This window comes from Phaeobacter sp. A36a-5a, from assembly GCF_037911135.1.
GTDB lineage: Bacteria > Pseudomonadota > Alphaproteobacteria > Rhodobacterales > Rhodobacteraceae > Phaeobacter > Phaeobacter bryozoorum.
The window spans coordinates 1,465,211-1,487,221 of record NZ_JBBLYU010000001.1; the positions used below are offsets into that span (position 1 = coordinate 1,465,211).

A 22,011-nucleotide genomic window follows, 5' to 3' on the forward strand; every position below is an offset into this window, starting at 1 on the left:
GCGGCTAGAATGCCTGCGGATCAGCGCACCACATAGACCGAACAGGTGGAATGGCGGATCACCCGCGCCGCATTGGGTCCCAGCAGATAATCCGACAGCTCCGGCTTATGCGCGCCGATCACGATCAGATCGGTTCCCGCCTTGTCCGCGACCTTCAGGATTTCCTGATAGGCTTTGCCGGTGGCCACCAGATGCCGCACCTTGGCGTTGCGTTCGGCGCCGAGGACCTCCTCGCAGAGCTTGCCCAGATGATCTGCGGTTTCCTTTACCGCGCGTTCATGGTGGTGCTCTTCGAAGAACCCCGAGACCCAGCTTTCGCCAAAATCGGGCAGCACATTGACGACATCCAGCTGCGCGCCATCCAGATCGGCCAGTCGGGCCGCCTCTGCCAGCACCTTGCGGTCCGTCGTGTCGCCGTTCAGTTCCAGCGCGCAGAGAACAGATTTACTCATGCCATTGCCTCCTCTTTGCGGGCACGGCCCGTCTGCATCAGGGCAACAAGCCCCAGCAGCAGCAGCGCCGGGATAAAGATCAGCTCCTTGGGCAGCTGATCCGACGGCACCTGCACCGAGGTCAAGGATACCGGGTCATCCAGATAGAAATCAAACCCGTCCAGCATCGGCTGCGCCGGGGTACCGAACATCGGCTCTTCCAGTTTGACAATGCCGTCTTCTTCCAGCGGCAGCAGTCCGAACTGATCGAGGCTTGTCTGCCCGCCCTCTGCGCCGACGGTCAGAACCAAAGTGGTTTCGGTCATCTCGCCAGTGTCGAAATCGGGACCCGCCACTTTCACGCGCACTTCGGTGCCTTCGGGGACATCGTCGAGCGCGGTGACCAGCTCGGCCGGCTCTACCTGCGTGAACGGCGGCTGGATGTAATCCATGAAGAAGCCGGGACGGAAGATTGCAAAGGCAATTGCCACCAGCGCCACGCTTTCATAGATCCGGCTGCGGGTCAGGAAATATCCCATGGTGCCGGCAGTAAAGACAAGGATCGCAATGGTGGCGGTCACCGCAACCAGTATCCCCTCAGCCCAGGTGACATCAATCAGCAGAAGATCGGTGTTGAAGATGAACACAAACGGCAGCGCCACGGTGCGCAGGCTGTAGAAGAACGCGATGAAGCCGGTACGGATCGCATCGCCCCCGGAGACAGCCGCCGCGGCAAAGCTCGCAAGGCCCACAGGCGGTGTCACATCCGCCATGATGCCGAAGTAGAACACAAATAGATGCACCGCGATCAGCGGCACGATCAGACCGGATTGCGCCCCCAGTTCGACCACAACGCCCGCCATCAGCGAGCTGACAACGATGTAGTTCGCCGTCGTGGGCAGACCCATGCCGAGGATCAGGGACAACAGCCCTACCATCACCAGCATCAGGATCAGGTTGCCGCCCGACAGGAACTCAACCAGATCGGCCATGACCTGACCAACACCGGTGAGGGTCACCGTGCCCACGATCACGCCGGCTGTTGCTGTTGCCAGCGCGATGCCGATCATGTTGCGCGCACCATCCACCATGCCGTGCCACAGGTCGTTGAGCCCATCCATGAAGTTGTGCAGCAGGTTGCTCTGCCCGCGGAACAGCGCCTTAAGCGGTTTCTGGGTGAGCAGGATCACGAATAGCAAAGCGGTCGCCCAGAAAGCCGACAGGCCCGGCGATTTCTGTTCGATCATCAGGAAGTAAACCAGCACGATGATCGGCAGCAGGTAATGCAGACCGGCCTTGTAGATCTCGCCAACCTCGGGCAGTTCGATGTCCTTGGCGTTGGGGTCATCGGGTTCAAGGTCGGGAACCTGCGCTGCCATATAGACCAGCGCGACATAGACCAATGCAACCAGACAGGTGATGATCAGGCCGGCTGCACTTGGTGCGACGGCTTCGATCGCATCAACCGGGAATTGGGTGCCATAGCACAGCCCCGCAAACACCAGGAAGAAGCTCAGCATACCCAGCGCCGTGCGCATCAGGTTTACTTCGCGGTTGCCCAGGGTCGGCATCTTCCGCTTTACGGCTTCCAGATGCACGATGTAGATCAGCGCGATATAGGAGATGGTCGCCGGCAGGAACGCATGGGTGATCACCTCGACATAAGAAATGCCGACATATTCCACCATGAGAAACGCAGCCGCGCCCATAACCGGCGGCATGATCTGGCCATTGACAGAGGAGGCAACCTCTACCGAACCGGCCTGCTCCGAGGTGAAGCCAACCCGCTTCATCAGCGGAATGGTGAAGGTACCGGTGGTCACGACATTGGCAATCGAGGAGCCGGAGATCAGACCGGTTGCGGCCGAGCCGACCACCGCCGCCTTTGCCGGGCCACCGCGCAGGTGACCAAGCGCGCCAAAGGCCATCTTGATAAAGTAATTGCCCGCACCCGCCTTATCCAGAAGTGCACCGAACAGCACGAAGAGAAACACGAATTTCGTCGACACCCCCAGCGCGATGCCAAACACACCTTCCGAGGTGATCCACATCTGCTCCATCGCGCGGTCCAGCGATGCGCCTTTCCAGCGGATCACATCGGGGACCAGCTCGGATGAGCCGAAGAAAACATACAGCAGGAACACAGAGGCCACGATTGCCATCGCCGGGCCAAGGGCGCGGCGCGCGCCCTCAAACAGCAGCACAAGACCGATCGCAGCAAAGACCGTGTCGATGTCATCACCTTTGCCACCGGCATTCACGATCTTCTCGTAGAAGATATAGCCATAAAGTGCGGTAAATGTGCCCATCAGCGCCAGGATCCAGTCCTGAACCGGGATCCGGTCCGTCGGGCTGCTCTTCAGCGCGGGATAGGCCGCATAGGCGAGAAAAATGGCAAAAGCCAGATGGATCTGGCGCGCATTGTTTACGACGCTGCCCGGTAGCACGAGATTGGCAACCGGAGAGGCCAGCAGCACCTGAAAGACCGACCAGATGCAGGCCACAATGGCCAGGAACAGCCCTACGCTGCCAATCGGGTTGCGGGCGCCGGAGTCTGATGAGGCAACAAGAGCCTGAAGCTCTTCCTCCGACAGCGGACCTTTGCCCTGTGTTTCACTTGTCATGATGGTTCCCCTCGAAAGCTCGTACCGCTTGGGTGCAGGTACTGCTCCACTTGTTCTTGACACCCCGGTCAGCGGACGTGGAGACCGCAGGTGCAAAACGGGGCGCCATGGCGCCCCGTTCGATCATCGGTCTGGTTATTCAACCCAGCCCTGTTCTTTGTAGTACTTCGCCGCGCCGGGATGCAGCGGTGCGGACAGGCCCGCAGTTGCCATTTCCTCAGGCTTCAGGTTGGCGAAGGCCGGGTGCAGTTTTTTGAAGTCTTCGAAGTTTTCAAAGACCGCTTTTACCACGGTGTAGACCGCCTCGTCCGAGACCTGATCAGAGGTCACGAAGGTCGCGCCAACGCCGAATGTGCTCACATCCGCGTCGGAGCCACGGTACATGCCGCCGGGAATGGTTGCAGTCCGGTAGAAGGAGTTGTCAGCGATCAGCTTTTCAACCGCTTCGCCATCCACGGTCACCAGGACGGAGTCGCAGGCGGTGGTGGCTTCCTGGATCGAGCCGGAGGGGTGGCCAACGGTGTAGACCATGGCGTCGATCTGGTTGTCGCAGAGCGCTGCGGACTGTTCGGCGGCCTTCAGCTCGGTTGCCAGCGCAAAGCTGTCCATGCCCCAGCCTTTGGCTTCCAGCAGCACTTCCATGGTGCCGCGCTGACCGGAACCGGGGTTGCCGATGTTGACGCGCTTGCCCTGGAGGTCGTCGAAATTGGTGATGCCGGCATCGGCACGCGCCACAACGGTAAAGGGCTCCGGGTGAACGGAGAACACGGCACGCAGACCTTCAAAGGCGCCCTGCTCTTCGAATTTGGAGGTGCCGTTATAGGCGTGGTACTGCCAGTCGGACTGCGCCACACCAAATTCCAGCTCACCATCACGGATGGTGTTGATGTTGTAGACGGAGCCACCGGTGGATTCCACGGAGCAGCGGATACCGTGCTCTTTGCGGGTCTTGTTGACCAGACGGCAGATCGCGCCACCGGTCGGGTAGTACACGCCGGTCACACCGCCGGTACCGATTGTGATGAATTCTTCTGCCATCGCGGCAGGTGCCATGAAGGCGGTAGCCACAAGGGCGCTAACGGCCAGCTTGGTGTTGGTCATATGTAGTGTTCTCCCACGTTTTTGTCTTCGAAACCGTAGAGCCGCACACGGCGCGGCTGGGGTCGTTGAACCCTTGGGGACATGTAGACGCCAGGTGTGTTTTGTCGCGCGTTCTGGCAACAATTTCCGGCAGGTCCAGCGGTTAAAGCGTTTCAGGCGCATCAGACCAAGTCAAGGCTTACGATCTGCCCGTGGCCCCGCAGGCACGAGGTTTCAGCGTATCTGATACCAATCCCGGAATATTCCCCCGCATCCACATCCATTGGATTCGGCGCACTGTGGCAGATTGTCACACCCATGCGCAACCCAACTTCGCCATTCAAACCCCTTTGATGGCGATATTTTCTAGAATATTTCTGGAATTGCCGCCGCCATAAAAGACTGGATCCGACACCGCAAGGGGCAAAAGCGTAATACCCTCCCCGTTTATGGGCCCCTGCCACCTAAGCGCGCCCTCGGTCGTTGCCCGGTGCGGTATGTGAACATCACTGCCGATTGTACTTTGCGAGCGTGAGATTTCACGCCTATGTCCGAAACCGGCTGCGATGGCGGCTTGCCGAAGACTGCGCAAGGACGCAAGATACCGCAAAGCGCACCGCCTTGGCCCGCGGCCAGGCATATGCGTCGAGACAGCCCGCAGCGCATTCCATGCCCCGGACATCCGGACCCACCCATCAGCCACCTGCAGCAGGCCAGCAAAAGGACAGTCCCAATGAACTATCACCAACCAACCAGCTTTGCCGAAGCGGCGGAGCTGGCGGCTTCAGCATCGGGGGTTACCCGTGTTCTGGCCGGCGGCACCGATGTGCTGGTGCAGATGCGCGCCGATATCGTCACGCCCGATACGCTGATCGACATCAAGGCGATTGATGGCGTCCGCGACATCCGCAAGGAAAGCGATGGCAGCTGGACCATCGGCGCCGCGGTGGCCGGAGCCGAAATGTCCGAACATGATGACCTGTCGGCCGCATGGCCGGGCGTGGTCGAGGCGATGGACCTGATCGGATCCACCCAGGTGCAGGGCCGGGCCACGCTTGTCGGCAACCTCTGCAATGCCTCCCCTGCCGCCGACAGCGTGCCGGCTATGGTTGCGGCAGGTGCATCGGTCAGCATCACCGGACCTGACGGCAATCGCCGCGCCGCGGTCGTGGATATTCCGGCAGCTCCCGGCAAGATCACGCTGAAGCCCGGCGAGTTGATCACGGCGGTGCATCTGCCGCCCGCCGTACCCGGTCAGGGCGACGCCTATCTGCGGTTTATCCCGCGAACCGAGATGGACATCGCCGTGGTCGGCTGTGGTGTCTGGCTTCGGCTGGAGGGCGACACCGTCGCGGATGCCCGCGTTGCCCTCGGAGCTGTCGCGCCCACGGTACTGCTGGTGCAGGCCTGTGCCGATGCCCTGATCGGCTCCAGGCTGGACGACGCGGCCTTGGGGCGACTGGCCACCGCTGCCTCTGATGCCTGCTCACCGATCACCGACAAACGCGGCACCATTGCCTTTCGCACGCAGGTGGCGGGCGTAATGGCCCGCCGCGCCGCAGAAACCGCCTATGCCCGCGCCAAGGGAGACAAAGCATGAGCACGAAGATCCACGTCTCGGCCACCGTCAACGGCGATGCCGTCGATTACCTCTGCGATCCGCGCGAAACGCTGCTTGATGTGCTGCGCGACCGTTTGAACCTTACCGGTGCCAAGGAAGGCTGCGGCACCGGCGACTGTGGCGCCTGTTCGATCACTCTCAACGGGCGGCTGGTCTGTTCCTGTCTGGTGCTCGGCGTCGAAGCCGCAGGCCAGGAAATCGCCACCGTCGAAGGCATCGCTGCTGGCGAAACACTGCATCCGCTGCAACAGAAGTTCATCGACCACGCCGCGCTGCAATGCGGTATCTGCACGCCGGGCATTCTGGTCGCGGCCAAGGCGCTGCTGGAGAAGAACCCCGACCCCAGCGAGACCGAAGTGCGCTATTGGCTGGCGGGCAATCTGTGCCGCTGTACCGGCTATGACAAGATCATTCGCGCCGTCATGGACGCGGCGGCAGAGATGCGGGAGGCATCATAATGGCTCTGGATCAACGCAAGACCGATTTCACCCAGGTGGGCACCCGTCCCAACCGCCCCGATGGTCTGGACAAGGTCACGGGCAAGGCGCGCTTTGGCGCCGATATCACGGCACCGGGAATGCTCTTCGGGGCCATCCTGCGCAGCCCTCACGCCCATGCCCGGATCAAACATATCGACACCAGCAAGGCCGAGGCGCTGAGCGATGTGAAGGCGATCGTCACCCGTGCCGATTTCTCGGACGCCATCAAACCCGCGCCGGGGCTGGAAGGCGAACAATGGAATGTGCTGGAAAACGTGATGGCGGGCGATACCGCGCTCTATGATGGCCATGCCATCGCGGCTGTGGCGGCCACCTCGGCCCTCGCCGCTCGTGACGCGCTGAAGCTGATCGAGGTCGAGTATGAGGTACTGCCCCATGTGACCGATGTCGATAAGGCGATGGCCAAGGATGCACCGGTGATCCGCGAGGGCGCTGCCGATTACTCTGTGCCGGAGGGGATGCACCCAAACGTGGTGCGCTACCACGAAAGCGGCCATGGCGATGTCGAGGCGGGCTTTGCCAAGGCCGATCTGGTGGTCGAGGAGCATTTCGTCACCGAGGCGACGCATCAGGGCTATATCGAACCCCATGCCTGCCTTGCCCAGCTGGGACAGGACGGCAAGGGTGAACTGTGGTGCTGTACGCAGGGCCACTGGTATGTGCAGAAGAACTGCGCGGCGCTGTTGGGGATTGAGACATCGCAGCTGCGCGTCACCGCCTCGGAAATCGGCGGTGGCTTTGGCGGCAAGACCACGGTGTTCATCGAACCTGTCGCACTGGCCCTGTCGCGCAAGTCCAATCGCCCGGTCAAACTGGTGATGAGCCGCCCCGAGGTGTTCCGCGCCACCGGCCCCACCGCCTCGACCTCCATGGATATCAAGATCGGCATGACCGCTGATGGTATCATTACCGCAGCACAGGGCACCTTCCGCCTACAGGGCGGTGCCTTTCCGGGTGCGCCTGCGGATATGACCGCAATGTGTGCCTTTGCGCCCTATGATCTGAAGAACGTCCAGCAGATTGGCTATGACGTCATGAGCAACCGCCCCAAACAGGCGGCCTATCGCGCGCCCGGCTCGCCGATGGCGGCCTACGCGGTGGAATCCGTGATTGACGAGCTCTGCCGTAAACTGGATCTCGACCCAATCGAAGTGCGCTTGAAAAATGCCGCGCGCGAGGGCACCAAAGCCTCCTACGGGCCAAAGTTCGAACGCATTGGTCTGGTCGAAACGCTCGAGGCTGCCAAGGCGCATCCCCACTACAGTGCCCCGCTGAAGCCCGGTCAGGGGCGCGGGATCTCCTGCGGCTTCTGGTTCAACCATGGTGGCGAAACCTCGGTGTCATTGTCGCTGTCAGAGGATGGCACCTGTCAGATTTCTGTTGGCACGCCCGATATCGGCGGCTCCCGCGCCTCCATGGCGCTGATGGCGGCAGAGGTTCTGGGCATTCCCTATGAGAGCATCCGCGTCACCATCGCCGATACTGCCACGCTTGGTTATAATGACGTCTCCCACGGCAGCCGGGTGACCTATGCCAGCGGCCTTGCCACGATCAAGGCGGCAGAGGATGCCGTGGCCAAGCTCAGCAAACGCGCCGCGGTCAAATGGGGTATCCCCGAGGATGCTGTGAAATGGGAGGACGGCCATGCCGTGCCCTCCGGTCCCAATGCGGGCAACTTCGACCCGATGCCGCTGGCGGAGATTACCCGCGACATGGGCAAGACCGGTGGACCGATCTCCGGCCATTTCGAGGCGACGCCCGAAGGGGCCGGCGTCTCTTTTGCCACCCATATCGTCGATGCGGAGGTGGATCCCGAAACCGGCAAGACCGCTGTGACGCGCTATACGGTCATTCAGGATGCGGGCAAGGCGATCCATCCCACCTATGTCGAAGGTCAGTTTCAGGGCGGTGCCGCACAGGGCATCGGCTGGGCGCTGAATGAGGAATATATCTACGGCGAGGACGGGCGGTTGCAGAATGCAGTATTCCTCGACTATCGGATCCCCGTCGCCTCGGACCTGCCAATGATCGACACGGTGATTGTCGAGGTGCCGAACCCCGGTCATCCCTTCGGCGTGCGCGGTGTCGGCGAAACCTCGATCTGTCCGCCTCTCGCGGCCATCGCCAATGCAGTCTCAGCGGCGGCGGGGGTGCGCTTGCATGCGCTGCCGATGTCGCCACCGCGCATTCTGGCCGCCCTGGAGCAGCAGCGCGCCAAGACGGGCTGAGGCGCCGCAATGGCACCTGAGTACAGCACCACAGGTCAGGGCGCGGGCACACCGCGCCTGACCGTACACCTCTGGTCAGGCCTGCGACGGTTTGCAGATGGGCAGGACGCTGTGGAGGTTCAGGCCACCACAATCGGCGGGATGATCGCAGCGCTCAAATCTGCCTATCCCGCACTTGCACCGGCTCTCGACGCAGGCGTATCCGTTGCCGTGGACGGCCGGATCATTGCTGCCAGTCTTGATGAACCGCTCCGGCCCCAGAATGAAATCTACCTCATGCAGAGGTTGCGCGGCGGCTAGCTGCGCAAGAGGATTGCACTTTACCGCCAATGCGCTAGGACGGCATCAGCGGCGGCGCTGGGCCAGCCATCAACGGAGGACACCGCAGTGAAGGTCAACGGCACACATTATCGCTCGCTCTGGTGGGACGAGGATCAATCGGTTCTGATGATTATCGACCAGCGTTGGCTGCCCCATGAGTTTCGCATTCAGCCGGTTGCAACACTGGATGATTTCGCGACCGCCATCGTCGAGATGCGGGTGCGTGGCGCGCCGTTGATCGGAGCCACCGCCGCCTATGGCATGGCGCTGGCGGCCGAGCTTGATCCTTCGGACGGTGCGCTGGAGGCCGCTTGGGAGCAGCTCAATGCGACCCGCCCCACTGCGATCAACCTGCGCTGGGCGCTAAACCGCTGCATGGAGGTCCTGCGTCCCCTGCCCGAGGATGAGCGTGCTGACGCCGCACTGAAACTGGCCCATGCAATCGCCGATGAGGATGTTGAAATCAACCGGCGCATCGGCACTTACGGGCTGACCCTGATCCGTGGGATCGCACAGAAGAAACCCGCAGGTGAGCCGGTGCGGCTGCTCACCCATTGCAATGCAGGCTGGATCGCCACGGTTGACTGGGGCACCGCCACCAGCCCGATGTATCAGGCCCATGATGCCGGAATTCCGATCCATGTCTGGGTCGATGAGACCCGCCCGCGCAATCAGGGCGCGCTGACCGCCTGGGAACTGGGCAGCCATGGTATTAGCCACAGCTACATCACCGACAATGCCGGCGGTCATCTGATGCAGCACGGACAGGTCGACCTGGTGATCACCGGCACCGACCGCACCACGCGTCAGGGTGATGTCTGCAACAAGATCGGCACCTATCTGAAAGCACTGGCAGCCCATGACAACGGGGTGCCCTTCTATGTCGCCCTGCCCTCGCCGACCATCGACTGGACGGTGACCGATGGCGTTGCCGAGATCCCAATCGAGGACCGCGACAGCCGCGAGGTAAGCCATGTTCAGGGCGTGCTTGATAGCGGCGATATCGGGCTTGCGCGTGTGACACCGGACGGCACGGTCTGCGGCAACCCGGCCTTTGACGTGACCCCCAATCGGCTGGTCACCGGGCTGATCACAGAGCGCGGCATCTGCGATGCCTCTGCCGACGGGCTGGCGGCGCTGTTCCCCGATCTTGTCCGCAAGGCCGGGTGACCGCGCCATGATCAGACCCGCCCCGGATGACAGCCGCGCCCTGCGTCAGTCCATCATTGATGCCTGCCTGGAGATGAACCGGACCGGCATCAATCAGGGCACCTCCGGCAATATCTCCCTGCGGATCGCCGGGGGTGACATGCTGATCACCCCGTCCGGCATCCCTTATGAGGCGATGAGCCCGGAGATGATCGTCCGAATGCCGCTTGCGGGCGGGCCTGATCCCGAGGATGCACAGCCGGCCCCGTCGTCGGAGTGGCAGTTTCATCAGGCGCTGCTTGCGGCGAAGCCGGAGGCGATGGCGGTCGTCCATGCCCATCCGGCGCATTGCTGCGCTCTCGCCGTGAACCACATGACGATCCCGGCCTGCCACTATATGGTCGCGGCCTTTGGCGGAGATGACGTGCCGCTGGCGGATTACGCGCTGTTCGGTACGGCTGAATTGTCGGATCATGTCGTCCACGCCATGGCCGACCGCCACGCCTGCCTGATGGCAAACCATGGGGCTCTTGTGACCGGTGATACGCTGGCGCGGGCGATGTGGCGCATGGTGGAGCTGGAGAGTCTGGCGCGGACGTACATACTGGCCCGCAGCATCGGCACACCAAAACTGCTAAGCACGGCGCAGATGGAGGAGGCGCTTGCTGCCTTCGCCACCTACGGGCTGAAACAGGCCTGACCAGCCGAGTCGCCATTGCGCGATAATCGAACATCTTCCCGGCCCGGTCGAACGACCAGCGGGCAAGATGACCGCTGTCACGCCATTCCTCCCAGTTAGATGGCAGTTTTTGGGCCGTCGTCCGTCTTATCCGGGAAACGGGCGTAAATTCCCTTGCGTTAGCGCAAAAGATACGACCTCATATCAGGGAATTAGGAAGAAATATGACTGACCCTCTGATTTTCGACGGCCACAACGATGTTTTGCTGCGATTGCACAATCGCGATATTTCATCCGGCGTGGACGGGTTCCAAGGCAACGGCGGGCGCCAGATTGATCTGGCCAAAGCGCGCACGGGCGGCTTTGGCGGCGGCTTCTTTGCGATCTATATTCCGGATGGCCACAGTCTGGATAGCGAAGACGAGATGATGGCAGACAGCTATGATATGCCGCTGTCGGCGGCGATCAGCTGGCCCGATGCCGCCCCTGTCGCGCTGTCGCAGGCGTCCCTGCTGTTTCAGCTGGAAAGCGACGGCGCGCTGAAGGTCTGCCGCACAACCGAAGATATCCGCGACTGCCTCTCGACCGGGATGATGGCGGCGGTGCTGCATATGGAGGGCGCGGAGGCAATTGATCCGGATTTCCACATGCTCGACCTGCTTTATCAGGCCGGGCTTCGCTCAATCGGTCCGGTGTGGAGCCGCCCGACAAGGTTCGGCCATGGCGTGCCCTTCCGGTTTCCGGGATCACCCGATACCGGTCCGGGGCTGACGGAGGATGGCAAACGGCTGATCCGGCGCTGCAATGATCTGGGTGTTATGATCGACCTGTCGCATCTGAACGAGGCCGGTTTCTGGGATGTGGCCAGGCTGAGCGCAGCGCCGCTGGTGGCCACCCATTCCAATGCCCATGCGCTGACGCCGCACAGCCGTAACCTCACCGACCGCCAGCTGCACGCGATCCGCGACAGTGACGGGATGGTCGGCCTGAACTTTGCGGTCGCCTTTCTGCGCGAAGATGGCCGGATGGACGAAAACACCCCGATTGACCGGATGCTGCGCCATATCGACCACCTGATCAGCCAGCTCGGCGAGGATCGGGTTGGTTTCGGCTCCGATTTCGACGGGGCCACCGTGCCGCGGGAGATCAGGACCGTTGCAGGCCTGCCCGCGCTTCGCGCCGCTCTGCGTCACCACGGTGTGGATGAGACGTTGATGAAAAAACTATGTCACGACAACTGGCTGCGGGTTCTGGATGCCACCTGGCGCAGCCCGAAAACGGAGGCGCGCAGCTGACCGGTGCGCGCTCCGGTTCAGACCCACACAACAACAAGACGCTGACAACAGCGCGATATTCCAAGATCAAAAACACAATAGGGAGTTAAAGATGAAAACCATTCATACCCTTCTTGGCACCGCCGCGCTGGGGCTGGCGATTGGCCTCACCCCGATGGCGACCATGGCTGAGACGCCCGCCAATATGCTGGTTATCGCCAACCGCATTGACGATATCACCACGCTGGATCCGGCGCAGAGCTTTGAATTTGCGGGTGCCGATGTGATCCGCAACATCTATGGTAAGCTGGTCAACTTTGACCCCTCCGATCTGGACGCAGGCTATCAGCCCGATCTGGCCGAAAGCTGGACCGTCTCCGAGGATGGCCGCACCATCACCTTTACCATGCGCGAAGGCGTGACCTTCCAGTCCGGCAACCCGGTCCGGGCCGAGGATGCGGCGTTTTCGCTGAAGCGCGCGGTCATTCTGAACAAGACGCCGTCCTTCATCATCACGCAGTTTGGCTTTACGCCCGAAAACGTCGATGAAACCATCAAGGTTGACGGCAATACGCTGTCTATCACCACCGACAAACGCTATGCGACCTCCTTTGTTCTGAACTGCCTTACGGCGACCATCGGCGCCATCGTCGACAAGGAACTGGTCATGGCCAATGAGGTCGATGGCGATATGGGCAACAATTGGCTGACCACCAATTCGGCAGGCTCCGGCCCCTACAGCCTGGCCAGCTGGAAGCCGAAGGAAAGTGTCACCCTGAGCGCAAACCCCTCGTATTATGGCGGTGAGCCAGAAATGAAGCGCGTCATCGTGCGCCACGTTCAGGAAAGCGCAACCCAGCGCCTGATGCTGGAACGCGGTGATATCGACGTGGCCCGCGATCTGACGCCCTCGGATGTGGACGGTCTGGCCGGTGTTGAGGGTGTCGAGGTGCTGCGCGAAATGCGCGGCCGCCTGATGTATGTCTCCTTCAACCAGAAACACCCGGAACTGTCGAAGCCGCAGGTCCGTCAGGCGCTGAAATATCTCATCGACTATGACGGGATGGAGAACAGCTTCCTGAAGAACTGGTATGTCGGCCACCAGAACTTCCTGCCGAAGACCTATCTGGGCGCTGTGGACGAAAACCCCTTCTCGCTCGATGTCGAAAAGGCCAAGGCGCTGCTGGCGGAGGCCGGTGTCGAGAATCTGGAGCTGACGGTCGGTGTGCGCGAGGCGCAGGAACGGCTGGAAATTGCACAGTCGCTGCAAAACACCTTTGCACAGGCCGGGATCACGCTGAACCTTGAGGTTGGCACTGGCAAACAGATCCTGGGCAAATACCGCGCGCGGGAACTGGATATCTATCTGGGCGCATGGGGCCCGGACTATCCTGATCCGCATACCAATGCGGGGACCTTTGCCTATAACCCGGACAATTCGGACGAAGCCAATGCAACCGGTCTTCTGGCCTGGCGCAACGGCTGGGACACCGGCGGGCTGACGGAAAAGGTTGCCGCCGCCGTGGTCGAGGGCGACACCGACAAGCGCGCCGAGATGTACCACGAAATTCAGGCAGAGTTCCGCGACACAGCCCCCTTTGCCATCATGTTCCAGCTGATCGAACAGGCTGGCATGGCCGACAATGTCGAAGGGCTGAGCCTCGGCGGGGCGATCACCTCCGTCGCCTACTGGGACGTGACCAAGTAAAATGGCGAATTTCGCAACAGAAACGGAGCGGCGGCCCTGGCTGCCCCTCCCCCCCTGGGCGCGCGGCACACTGGTGACCCTGTCGTCCATCGCAGTCACCATGCTGGGCCTCTTGTTCGTGACCTTCCTGATCGGTCGCGTGATGCCCATCGATCCGGTGCTGGCCATCGTGGGCGAACGCGCCACCGAGGAGCAGTATAATGCCGCCTATCGTGAGCTGGGTCTGGACCGGTCGCTGGCTATTCAGTTTTTCTACTATGTCACCGATGTGCTGCGCGGTGATTTCGGAACCTCGCTGCTGACCGCGCGGGATGTCTCCTCCGATATCGCGCGCGTGTTTCCGGCGACCTTTGAACTTGCCACTATTGGCATTCTCTTCGGCTGCATTCTGGGCGTGCCGCTGGGGGTCATCGCCGCCGTACGCCGGGGCAGCTGGATCGACCAGATTGCCCGCGTGATTGCACTTGTGGGCTATTCCATGCCGATCTTCTGGCTCGGCCTGATGGGGCTCTTGCTGTTCTACGGCATTCTGGGCTGGGTCGGAGGCCCCGGACGTCAGGGTATTTTCTACGAGGATATGATCCCGTCGGTCACAGGCATGATCCTGGTGGACTCGCTGATTGCAGGTGACTGGGGCGCGTTTCGCGACGCGTTTTCTCATATCGTGCTGCCCGCCGCGCTGCTCGGCTATTACAGCCTTGCCTATATCAGCCGCATGACGCGCTCGTTCATGCTCGAACAGCTCTCGGCGGAATATATCACCACCGCCCGCGTCAAAGGCATGAGTGAATGGGCCGTGGTCTGGACGCACGCATTTCGCAATATCCGCGTGCAGCTGATCACCGTGATCGCCCTCAGCTATGCCAATCTGCTTGAGGGATCGGTTCTGACCGAAATCATCTTTTCCTGGCCGGGGATCGGCAGCTATATCACCACCGCACTTTTGTCGGCTGACATGAATGCAGTACTGGGCGGTACAGTTGTTGTGGGGCTCGTGTTCATCTGCCTCAATATCTTCTCCGATCTTCTCTACAAAGTCTTTGATCCGAGGTCGAAATGAGCCTGTCATCGCAAACCCCGGCCCCTCAGCAGGGCCTGCGCGCCTGGCTGCTGACCGACACGCCGAGATCGCGGCGTCAGGCCCGGCTGGCGGCACTCTATCAGGGCTGGCTGTCGCTGAAGCAGAACCATATGGCGATGGTCGGGCTGGCCATCCTGATTTTATTGATTTCCATCGCGCTGCTGGCGCCGGTGATCGCGCCCCATGACCCATATGTGCAGAATCTCGCCAATCGGCTGCAACCGTTGGGCAGCGAGGGGCATATTCTGGGCACGGATTCCCTTGGTCGTGATATCCTCAGCCGGTTGATCCATGGCGCCCGCATCACCCTCTATATCGTGGCGCTGGTGGCGCTGATTGCACCGGTTGCGGGCCTTCTGGTTGGCACCGTCTCCGGCTACGTCGGCGGCTGGGCCGATATCATTCTGATGCGGATCACCGATATTTTCCTGGCGTTTCCACGGCTGGTGCTGGCGCTGGCCTTTGTCGCTGCTCTTGGCGCCGGGATTGAAAACGCGGTGCTGGCGATCTCGCTCACTGCCTGGCCGCCCTATGCACGGATGGCGCGGGCCGAGACACTGACGATCCGCTCCTCAGACTATATCAGCGCGATCCGCCTGCAAGGCGCAGGCCCGCTCAGGATCATTATCAAACATATCTGGCCACTCTGCATCTCCTCGCTGATCGTTCGGGTGACGCTCGATATGGCAGGCATCATTCTGGCCGCCGCCGGTCTGGGATTCCTCGGCCTTGGCGCCCAGCCACCAAGCCCGGAATGGGGCGCGATGATCTCCGAAGGGCGCCGGTTCATCCTCGATCACTGGTGGGTGGCCACCATGCCCGGTCTTGCCATTTTTGCCGTTTCGCTGGCGTTCAACCTGCTCGGAGATGGCCTGCGCGACGTATTGGACCCAAAGGACAGCGCCTCATGAGCCCGCTTCTGGATATCGAAAACCTCTGGGTGCGGTTTCCCACCCGCAATGGCATCTTTGACGCAGTGCGCGGTGTGTCCTTCTCGCTCGGCCGTGAACGGCTCGGCATCGTTGGGGAAAGCGGCTCCGGCAAGTCAATGACCGGTCGCGCCATCCTACGACTGATCCGGCCACCCGGCATCGTCGAGGCGGATCACATCAATCTGCACGGCGAGAACCTGCTGGCAAAATCGGAGCGCGAGATGCGCAAGGTTCGCGGCGAACAGATCTCCATGGTGATGCAGGATCCCAAATTCTCGCTCAACCCGGTGATGACCATCGGCGATCAACTGATCGAAGCCCACCGCCTGCACAGCAAATCCACCAAGACCGAGGCCTATGCCAAGGCCTTGGAAATGCTGGAGGCCGTGTCGATCCGCGACCCGGAGCGCGTGATGACCGCCTACCCGCATGAGATGTCGGGTGGCATGGGACAACGGATCATGATTGCCATGATGCTGATCCCAAACCCGGAAATCCTGATCGCGGATGAGCCGACCTCGGCGCTGGATGTCTCGGTGCAGGGACAGGTGCTGTCGATCATGGATCGGCTGGTGAAGGAACGCGGCATGGGGCTGATCTTTATCAGCCACGATCTCAATCTGGTGTCGCAGTTCTGTGATCGGGTGCTGATTATGTATGCAGGCCGCATCGTCGAGGTCTGCGACGCCGATCAGCTGCACGAAGCGCAGCACCCTTATACACGAGGTCTGCTCGGCAGCCTGCCCCGATTTGATGCTCCGCGTCCTCGGCTTGAGGTGCTGCAACGTGATCCCGCCTGGCGGGATGCGCCCAGCGTGGAGGGTCGCAGATGACAATGGCGCTGGAAATCAATAACTTAAACGTCTATTTCGGCGACCGTGGCGCATTGGTCCATGCCGTGAAATCGGCGTCTCTGGCGGTCGAGACCGGCGCCAGTTTCGGCCTCGTCGGCGAAAGCGGCTCAGGAAAATCCACTATCCTGAAAGCCATCACTGGTCTCGCGCCGCAGTGGAATGGTGAGATATCGGTTGAGGGCAAACGGCTTGGACCGACCCGTGACCGCGCATTCTACAAGACCGTTCAGATGGTGTTTCAGGATCCCTATGCCTCGCTGCACCCGCGTCAATCCGTGGATCAGGTGCTGTCGGAGACACTGCATCTGCACGGGTTCCGCGACATCGATGCACGGGTGGAACAGCTGCTGCAGGATGTTGGCCTTGGACCGTCGTTCCGCTTTCGCTATCCGCACCAGCTGTCCGGTGGTCAGCGGCAGCGCGTCGCCATCGCCCGCGCGCTGGCCCCACGGCCGGATATCCTGCTGCTGGACGAGCCGACCTCGGCGCTGGATGTCTCGGTACAAGCGGAGATCCTGAACCTTCTCAGCGATTTACGTGCCGCGCATGGGCTGACCTTTGTGATGGTGTCTCATGACCTCGCGGTCGTTGCGCATATGTGTGATGCGGCGGCGGTGATGCAGCATGGCGAGATTGTAGAGGTGCTCAGCATTGATGCCATGCGCGCCGGGCAGACACAGCACCCCTATACGCAAACGCTGCTGCGGGCCTCGGCCAATCGGGTGGCCTGAAATGGGGCTGTCAGAGGTCTGACAGAGAGCTGCCAAACGGGCGACGCCCCTCGGAATGCGCCGCGCACGGGGCGGTAACCTGAGATTAAGGCCAAGATAGTAGGCTTGACGCGCGTTTGAACAAGGATGCGCGTCATGGTGGCCACGCCGACCCCCTATTCGCTGTCCGGACCGGGTCCGGGGATGATGGTTGCGACCGTCTCCTCTGGCGTCCTGCATGGCGTGACCTACCCAAAGGTTGGCGGCCAGACCGTCCAGCTGGGCGAACTCCTCGGCGCGCTCAGCCACGCGCTTGATCTTACAGAAGGCCAGCCAGAGGGTCATTGCGTAAGATGCTGCTGGATCGGCATGCAGGTCGCCGATTACCTCGATCTGTCGCAGGAGGATCGCGCTGATCTCTACTTTACCCTGCTTCTGAAGGATCTTGGCTGTAGCTCTAACGCCGCCCGCATCTGCGCGCTCTACCGCACGGATGATCTGACCTTCAAACGCAATTTCAAATTCGTAGACGGAACCACCCGGCAGAAGCTCGAATTTGTCCTGCGCCATACCGGCCAGGGCGACAGCCGGTTGAAGCGGTTGAAAACAGTGACCGGCGTGATTGGCCGCAGCGGCAGTCTGGCGACTGAGCTGATCCAGACCCGCTGCGATCGCGGCGCGGAGATCGCCCGGCTGATGCGGTTCTCCGAACAGGTCGCAGAAGGGATCGCAGGGCTGGACGAGCATTGGAACGGCGGCGGCCATCCGGCCGCCATCAGCGGCGACGAGATTCCGCTGTTCTCGCGCATTGCGCTGATGGCTCAGGTCACCGATGTGTTCACGCTGCAGATGGGCTCAAAAGCCGCCGCTACCGAGCTGGAGGAGCGTGCCGGAAGCTGGTTCGATCCCGATCTCGTTCCGGTGTTTACCCGGGTGATCCGATCCCCCGGTTTCTATGACGCATTGACCAGCAGTCGACTGGAAGCGAGCGTGTTCTCGGATCGCTCCGCCCGGGCGACCCTCACGGTTGATGAAACCTATCTCGATGAAATTTCCTACGCTTTTTCAAAGGTTATCGACGCAAAAAGCCCCTTTACCTACGGCCATTCCGAACGGGTCGCCCATTACACGGACATGATCTGTGAACAGTTGGGCCATGATCTGGTGCATCGTCGCTGGATGGTGCGGGCCGGACTTCTGCATGATCTGGGAAAGCTGGGGGTATCCAATGCGATCCTCGACAAACCGGGCAAGCTTACGGAGGAAGAGTTCGCCTGCATGAAGCTGCATCCCGTGCTGGGACACGACGTTCTGCGGCGGATTTCAGTCTTTGAAGACGTGGCGGAGGTGGCAGCGGCCCATCATGAACGGCTCGATGGGAAAGGCTACCCGTATGGGCTTGCAGCCGCCGATCTCACCACTGACATGCGCGTGCTGACGGTTGCTGACATCTTTGACGCGCTGACCGCGGACCGGCCCTATCGCTCAGCACTGCCGCTGGAAAAGGCCTTTGAGATAATGGATGATATGCAGGGAACGGCCATAGATCCGGCGATATATCACGCCCTGAAGGATGCCATAGCCGCCAGCCCTTGGCCTGCCCGCGAAGAGCGGCCATTCTCACCAAAACTCTAGCGCCCCAGATGCCTATCTGGCGTTTGTCAGCAGTCCACCGGATGCATGCAAAACGGCGCTGGAGTCAAAAAAGCAGAGAGGCAGCAATCGCGCTCTCTGCTTTTCATGGTACCCAAGGCCGGACTCGAACCGGCACGCCCGCAAAGGCGGGGGATTTTGAATTCTCACGAAACTATTATTTTTTAACGCATTGGGAGAGATGACTCCCACAGAAATCGTATGAGAAACAGGGTGGTGTGGGAGTCGAAATTGCACTGCGCACGCGCTGTCCGACCCTCCTTCAAGAGGGTTATCTTCAGAGCGGCTTACCTGCCCCAACACTTCTCCTACGCGAGACAGAGATCCTGCGTCAGGCTGTCGCCATTGCCTTCCGGTCGGATCATACGTTTCAGACCGCGACGTTCCAAGAACTGCGATCTTGGACTAAAGTTACGTACGGTCTAACACATCCAGAGCGGCGCTGGACGTGTTTGATGCTGCCGCCTTCCTCACCAGTCCAGCTTTCATACCCGAGACATGACCACCCGCTCAGCTGCCAGACGAGCCTCGATCACCTGCAACATGTGCTGCACCCGACGAAGGCGGTCGCACCATCGCTGAATGCGGTCACCCCTCTCCGTAAGGACGCGCATGGCAACGACTTCTCCTACATCGCCCTCTTCCGGGTCAATCGAACCGCAAAAGATGTTGCGATGGCCCACTGTCTCGCTTTCGGTTTCACGCTCCAGCAGCGCAATGATTGGGGTCAGCGCCGAGGCGGCGTGGCGAAGATCAATGTCCCCGCCCACACTTGCGGCCCAACGAGCCAAGCGAAGCCGATCGTGTGCGCTTGCTGCAAGGTCCGCGGAGGTTATCCGTTCCCCAGCTGTTTTGAGCTCAAAGAGGGCTTTCGCGCAAAGCCTCTCGAGGGGCATTTCCAGATAGTGTCTATGCATGACCATTTTCTCCGGTCTTCGCGCAGCACCATGCTACGCTTCAAGCTCCCCGGCACGGATCGCCGGGGATTAGGTCATGCGAGCTTTGTCAGCATTTTGCTCATATCGATTGGTGCCCGATCGGGGCCAATTCTCTGCAGGAGACTTTCGAGCTTGCCGGCCATTTGATCGATGGCCGCCAGATCATGATCGTTCAAACGCTCAAGCTCACGCTCATCTGCCCGTGCCAGGCTCAACAATTCTTGGAAGCGCTTGAACTCAGCCCGCACAGGACGCGTCAGCCTTTGCGCCTCCGCAATATCACAAAACAGCTGAAGGCAATTTTGACGGGCGCGCGGTCCGCCCGCTGCCGCGACCGCGCCAAGCAGCGAATGCCCATTCTCATGGACGAACCTCTTTATTGCAGCGATAGGGTCCTCTTCCCCGCTGTAATCAGGGGTGTTGATCATTGGTAACATGTGATGCTCCTTGTCGCGCTGTCGTTCGTGACAGCAGCTTCAAGCACCCGGGACGTCTCCTTTCATGATCGGGTGTTCTGTCTCTGCCCGGCGTTCCGGTAGCAGCGGAGGTGTTCCTCGCCGGTCAGAGTGCCTTCCTTCATTGAAGCGCCATATCATCTTTGGGCCGCGCTCTCGTCAGCAAGAGCGCGGCCCAAAGGGGATGTGGCCAAATCCTTACAGCTTATTATGCGTTATTTATCAGCTGGGTAGGTGCAAAATTGAACCTGATCGTCTCTCGCAACGGTAGTTGACGGAAGTTAAAGAAGCCCACGGAAAATGTTTAGAAAGGGGCTGTTTCATCCCGTGCGGATGATGTTGCCCCTTTCTAAACACGCCACGGAAATAACGGAAAACACGGCATTGGACGGCAATCGGCGGTACTGCGTCACAGGATCAATTCCGCTGATACCTTGCGGCGTTTTTCGATGAAATCATCGAAATCACAGGCAGCTTTGAGCCCTTCAGAGTGGTCATAGTGCCGTCGCGTGATCGCCTCGTCCACATGACGAAGCAGGGTTTTTCCGGCGTAGGCCCCGCCGATGAGGTTTTCCGAGGCTTCCGTGGCGACGTTGTCACGCAGCCGGTGGATCGGGATGCGCACGCCGAACTCGCGCTCTGTGAGATCTCCGGTCAACCGACCAAGATGGGCCGGTGTGATAGCGCCGAGCTTTCCATGGACCGACGGGAAGAGGTGAAGTCCGTCGTCGAAGAGAGGGCGGAAATCTGTGCGATAGGCGTGCAGGGCCTCCGCGAGACCTAAGTTTTCAAAGATGACATCATAGCCTTCCTGCGCCTTGCGTGCCTCCGGATACTTCAATGCTTCCCCAGGCAGATCGATGTGAATGTGCGTGCCATCGATCAACCTTAGGCTCCGGTCGAATTCGAGCCAGGTCAGCGCACGCGCTCGCTCCGGCAGCGCGGCACCGACCGCGAAGATGAGACCGTTTCGGAAGATCTTAGCGGCTTCCAGGCCGCGCACGGGGCGCTCGTTAGCCTCTGCCATCAGCCGAAAACCGAAGCCGTAGAGTGAGCTCGCGCCAACAAGCTGGCTGCCGGTTTTTGTGGAGGTGCCCTCCATCCTTGACCGTTCCCGCCAGTCCGCGACAACAAAATCACAGGCTTTGGATCGAAAACGCCCTCGTGTCGCCACCCCAAGACCAGCCATGATCCTCTGAAGGTAATTTGCCGCCGTTCCCGTTGTTGTGGGCTCGCCATCTGCGTCCGGCCAAACGAGATGACGGCCGTAGGCGTGGAGCGAGGTGGCCGTTGGAAGAGTGGTCTGCCGCCGAGACACGCAGTATGCAGCCCAGCGGCCGAGCGCAGCCAAAACAGCTTTCGTGTAATCGGCACTCCAGATTGTCCGGCCGAGAACAGCCTGTCCCTTCCTCGAGATGGCAATCTGCTCAAGCAGCGGAGTTCGCCACTCGACCGGTAGTGATCCGGCCAAGCGCTCCGCGGTCTGCCAAGGGCACGTATTCTGGGCCTTTGGCGAGACCCGTGCGTCCCTCAGGACGCGTGCGAAATGGGCGGTTCTTTCTGCGCCCCATGTCTTGGCTGCTACCATTTGCAGGTAAGCGAACTCGGTAAAGGCCGGGGCGCCGACCTCATCGACACGTGCGGCCAGATGACAAGACAATGCTTCACGCGTCGGAACCTCGTCCAGGGGCGATGCCGCGCGCAACCTGCGCAGGAGAGTAAGGTGATCGTTCATCAGTCATTTCCGGGATTACAAGGTTTCGCCGGACGGCC

At 60.9% G+C, this 22,011-nt stretch carries 19 protein-coding genes; 13 read left to right on the forward strand and 6 right to left on the reverse strand.

Annotated features, from left to right (window positions below):
* Positions 1 to 20 precede the first annotated feature (20 nt).
* From WLQ66_RS06910 to WLQ66_RS06920, 3 genes are all read right to left on the reverse strand, one after another.
* A complete protein-coding gene (locus WLQ66_RS06910) occupies positions 21 to 452 on the reverse strand; it encodes a universal stress protein (protein ID WP_340545610.1) in 432 nt (143 codons plus the stop codon).
* Positions 449 to 3,055 carry a TRAP transporter permease gene (locus tag WLQ66_RS06915; RefSeq protein ID WP_340545611.1) on the reverse strand — a complete coding sequence of 869 codons (2,607 nt, stop codon included), beginning with the start codon at positions 3,053 to 3,055 and terminating at the stop codon, positions 449 to 451. The genes WLQ66_RS06910 and WLQ66_RS06915 overlap by 4 nt, the downstream gene beginning before the upstream one ends.
* Before the next feature lie 135 nt (positions 3,056 to 3,190).
* Positions 3,191 to 4,156 (reverse strand): TAXI family TRAP transporter solute-binding subunit, encoded by a 966-nt coding sequence (locus WLQ66_RS06920; protein WP_340545612.1) that lies wholly within the window; start codon positions 4,154 to 4,156, stop codon positions 3,191 to 3,193.
* Positions 4,157 to 4,868: 712 nt separating this feature from the next.
* Here WLQ66_RS06920 and WLQ66_RS06925 point away from each other — a divergent pair.
* The 13 genes from WLQ66_RS06925 to WLQ66_RS06985 all read left to right on the forward strand — a co-directional run bounded on the left by WLQ66_RS06925 (position 4,869) and on the right by WLQ66_RS06985 (position 18,827).
* The gene (locus tag WLQ66_RS06925; protein ID WP_340545613.1) at positions 4,869 to 5,735 is read left to right on the forward strand and encodes an FAD binding domain-containing protein; all 867 of its coding nucleotides are present in this window, start codon (positions 4,869 to 4,871) and stop codon (positions 5,733 to 5,735) included.
* Positions 5,732 to 6,214 (forward strand): (2Fe-2S)-binding protein, encoded by a 483-nt coding sequence (locus WLQ66_RS06930; RefSeq protein ID WP_340545614.1) that lies wholly within the window; start codon positions 5,732 to 5,734, stop codon positions 6,212 to 6,214. The genes WLQ66_RS06925 and WLQ66_RS06930 overlap by 4 nt, the downstream gene beginning before the upstream one ends.
* Complete coding sequence (locus WLQ66_RS06935) at positions 6,214 to 8,484, forward strand: xanthine dehydrogenase family protein molybdopterin-binding subunit (RefSeq protein ID WP_340545615.1); 2,271 nt, start codon at positions 6,214 to 6,216, stop codon at positions 8,482 to 8,484. Before WLQ66_RS06930 ends, WLQ66_RS06935 begins: the two co-directional genes overlap by 1 nt.
* A 9-nt stretch (positions 8,485 to 8,493) precedes the next feature.
* Positions 8,494 to 8,784 (forward strand): MoaD/ThiS family protein, encoded by a 291-nt coding sequence (locus tag WLQ66_RS06940; protein ID WP_340545616.1) that lies wholly within the window; start codon positions 8,494 to 8,496, stop codon positions 8,782 to 8,784.
* Positions 8,785 to 8,871: 87 nt separating this feature from the next.
* Positions 8,872 to 9,975: an S-methyl-5-thioribose-1-phosphate isomerase gene (mtnA, locus tag WLQ66_RS06945; RefSeq protein ID WP_340545617.1), complete on the forward strand. Its 1,104-nt coding sequence runs from the start codon at positions 8,872 to 8,874 to the stop codon at positions 9,973 to 9,975.
* 7 nt (positions 9,976 to 9,982) lie between these two features.
* On the forward strand, positions 9,983 to 10,654 hold the full coding sequence (locus WLQ66_RS06950) for a class II aldolase/adducin family protein (RefSeq protein WP_340545618.1): 672 nt from the start codon (positions 9,983 to 9,985) through the stop codon (positions 10,652 to 10,654).
* 203 nt (positions 10,655 to 10,857) lie between these two features.
* Positions 10,858 to 11,928, forward strand: coding sequence for a dipeptidase (locus tag WLQ66_RS06955; protein WP_340545619.1), 1,071 nt, complete (start codon positions 10,858 to 10,860; stop codon positions 11,926 to 11,928).
* Between the two features lie 91 nt (positions 11,929 to 12,019).
* On the forward strand, positions 12,020 to 13,615 hold the full coding sequence (locus WLQ66_RS06960; RefSeq protein WP_340545620.1) for an ABC transporter substrate-binding protein: 1,596 nt from the start codon (positions 12,020 to 12,022) through the stop codon (positions 13,613 to 13,615).
* Position 13,616: 1 nt separating this feature from the next.
* A complete protein-coding gene (locus tag WLQ66_RS06965; RefSeq protein WP_340545621.1) occupies positions 13,617 to 14,675 on the forward strand; it encodes an ABC transporter permease in 1,059 nt (352 codons plus the stop codon).
* On the forward strand, positions 14,672 to 15,607 hold the full coding sequence (gene nikC, locus WLQ66_RS06970) for a nickel transporter permease (protein ID WP_340545622.1): 936 nt from the start codon (positions 14,672 to 14,674) through the stop codon (positions 15,605 to 15,607). The genes WLQ66_RS06965 and nikC overlap by 4 nt, the downstream gene beginning before the upstream one ends.
* A complete protein-coding gene (locus WLQ66_RS06975; protein WP_340545623.1) occupies positions 15,604 to 16,461 on the forward strand; it encodes an ABC transporter ATP-binding protein in 858 nt (285 codons plus the stop codon). The genes nikC and WLQ66_RS06975 overlap by 4 nt, the downstream gene beginning before the upstream one ends.
* Entirely contained in the window at positions 16,458 to 17,213 is a 756-nt protein-coding gene (locus WLQ66_RS06980; protein ID WP_340545624.1) for an ABC transporter ATP-binding protein, read from the forward strand. The genes WLQ66_RS06975 and WLQ66_RS06980 overlap by 4 nt, the downstream gene beginning before the upstream one ends.
* 135 nt (positions 17,214 to 17,348) lie before the next feature.
* A complete protein-coding gene (locus WLQ66_RS06985; protein WP_340545625.1) occupies positions 17,349 to 18,827 on the forward strand; it encodes an HD-GYP domain-containing protein in 1,479 nt (492 codons plus the stop codon).
* A gap of 503 nt (positions 18,828 to 19,330) precedes the next feature.
* Here WLQ66_RS06985 and WLQ66_RS06990 read toward each other — a convergent pair.
* The 3 genes from WLQ66_RS06990 to WLQ66_RS07000 all read right to left on the reverse strand — a co-directional run bounded on the left by WLQ66_RS06990 (position 19,331) and on the right by WLQ66_RS07000 (position 21,973).
* Positions 19,331 to 19,615, reverse strand: coding sequence for a hypothetical protein (locus WLQ66_RS06990; protein WP_340545626.1), 285 nt, complete (start codon positions 19,613 to 19,615; stop codon positions 19,331 to 19,333).
* 221 nt (positions 19,616 to 19,836) lie between these two features.
* Positions 19,837 to 20,220 carry a hypothetical protein gene (locus WLQ66_RS06995; protein WP_340545627.1) on the reverse strand — a complete coding sequence of 128 codons (384 nt, stop codon included), beginning with the start codon at positions 20,218 to 20,220 and terminating at the stop codon, positions 19,837 to 19,839.
* 427 nt (positions 20,221 to 20,647) lie between these two features.
* Entirely contained in the window at positions 20,648 to 21,973 is a 1,326-nt protein-coding gene (locus tag WLQ66_RS07000; RefSeq protein WP_340545628.1) for a hypothetical protein, read from the reverse strand.
* Positions 21,974 to 22,011 lie beyond the last annotated feature (38 nt).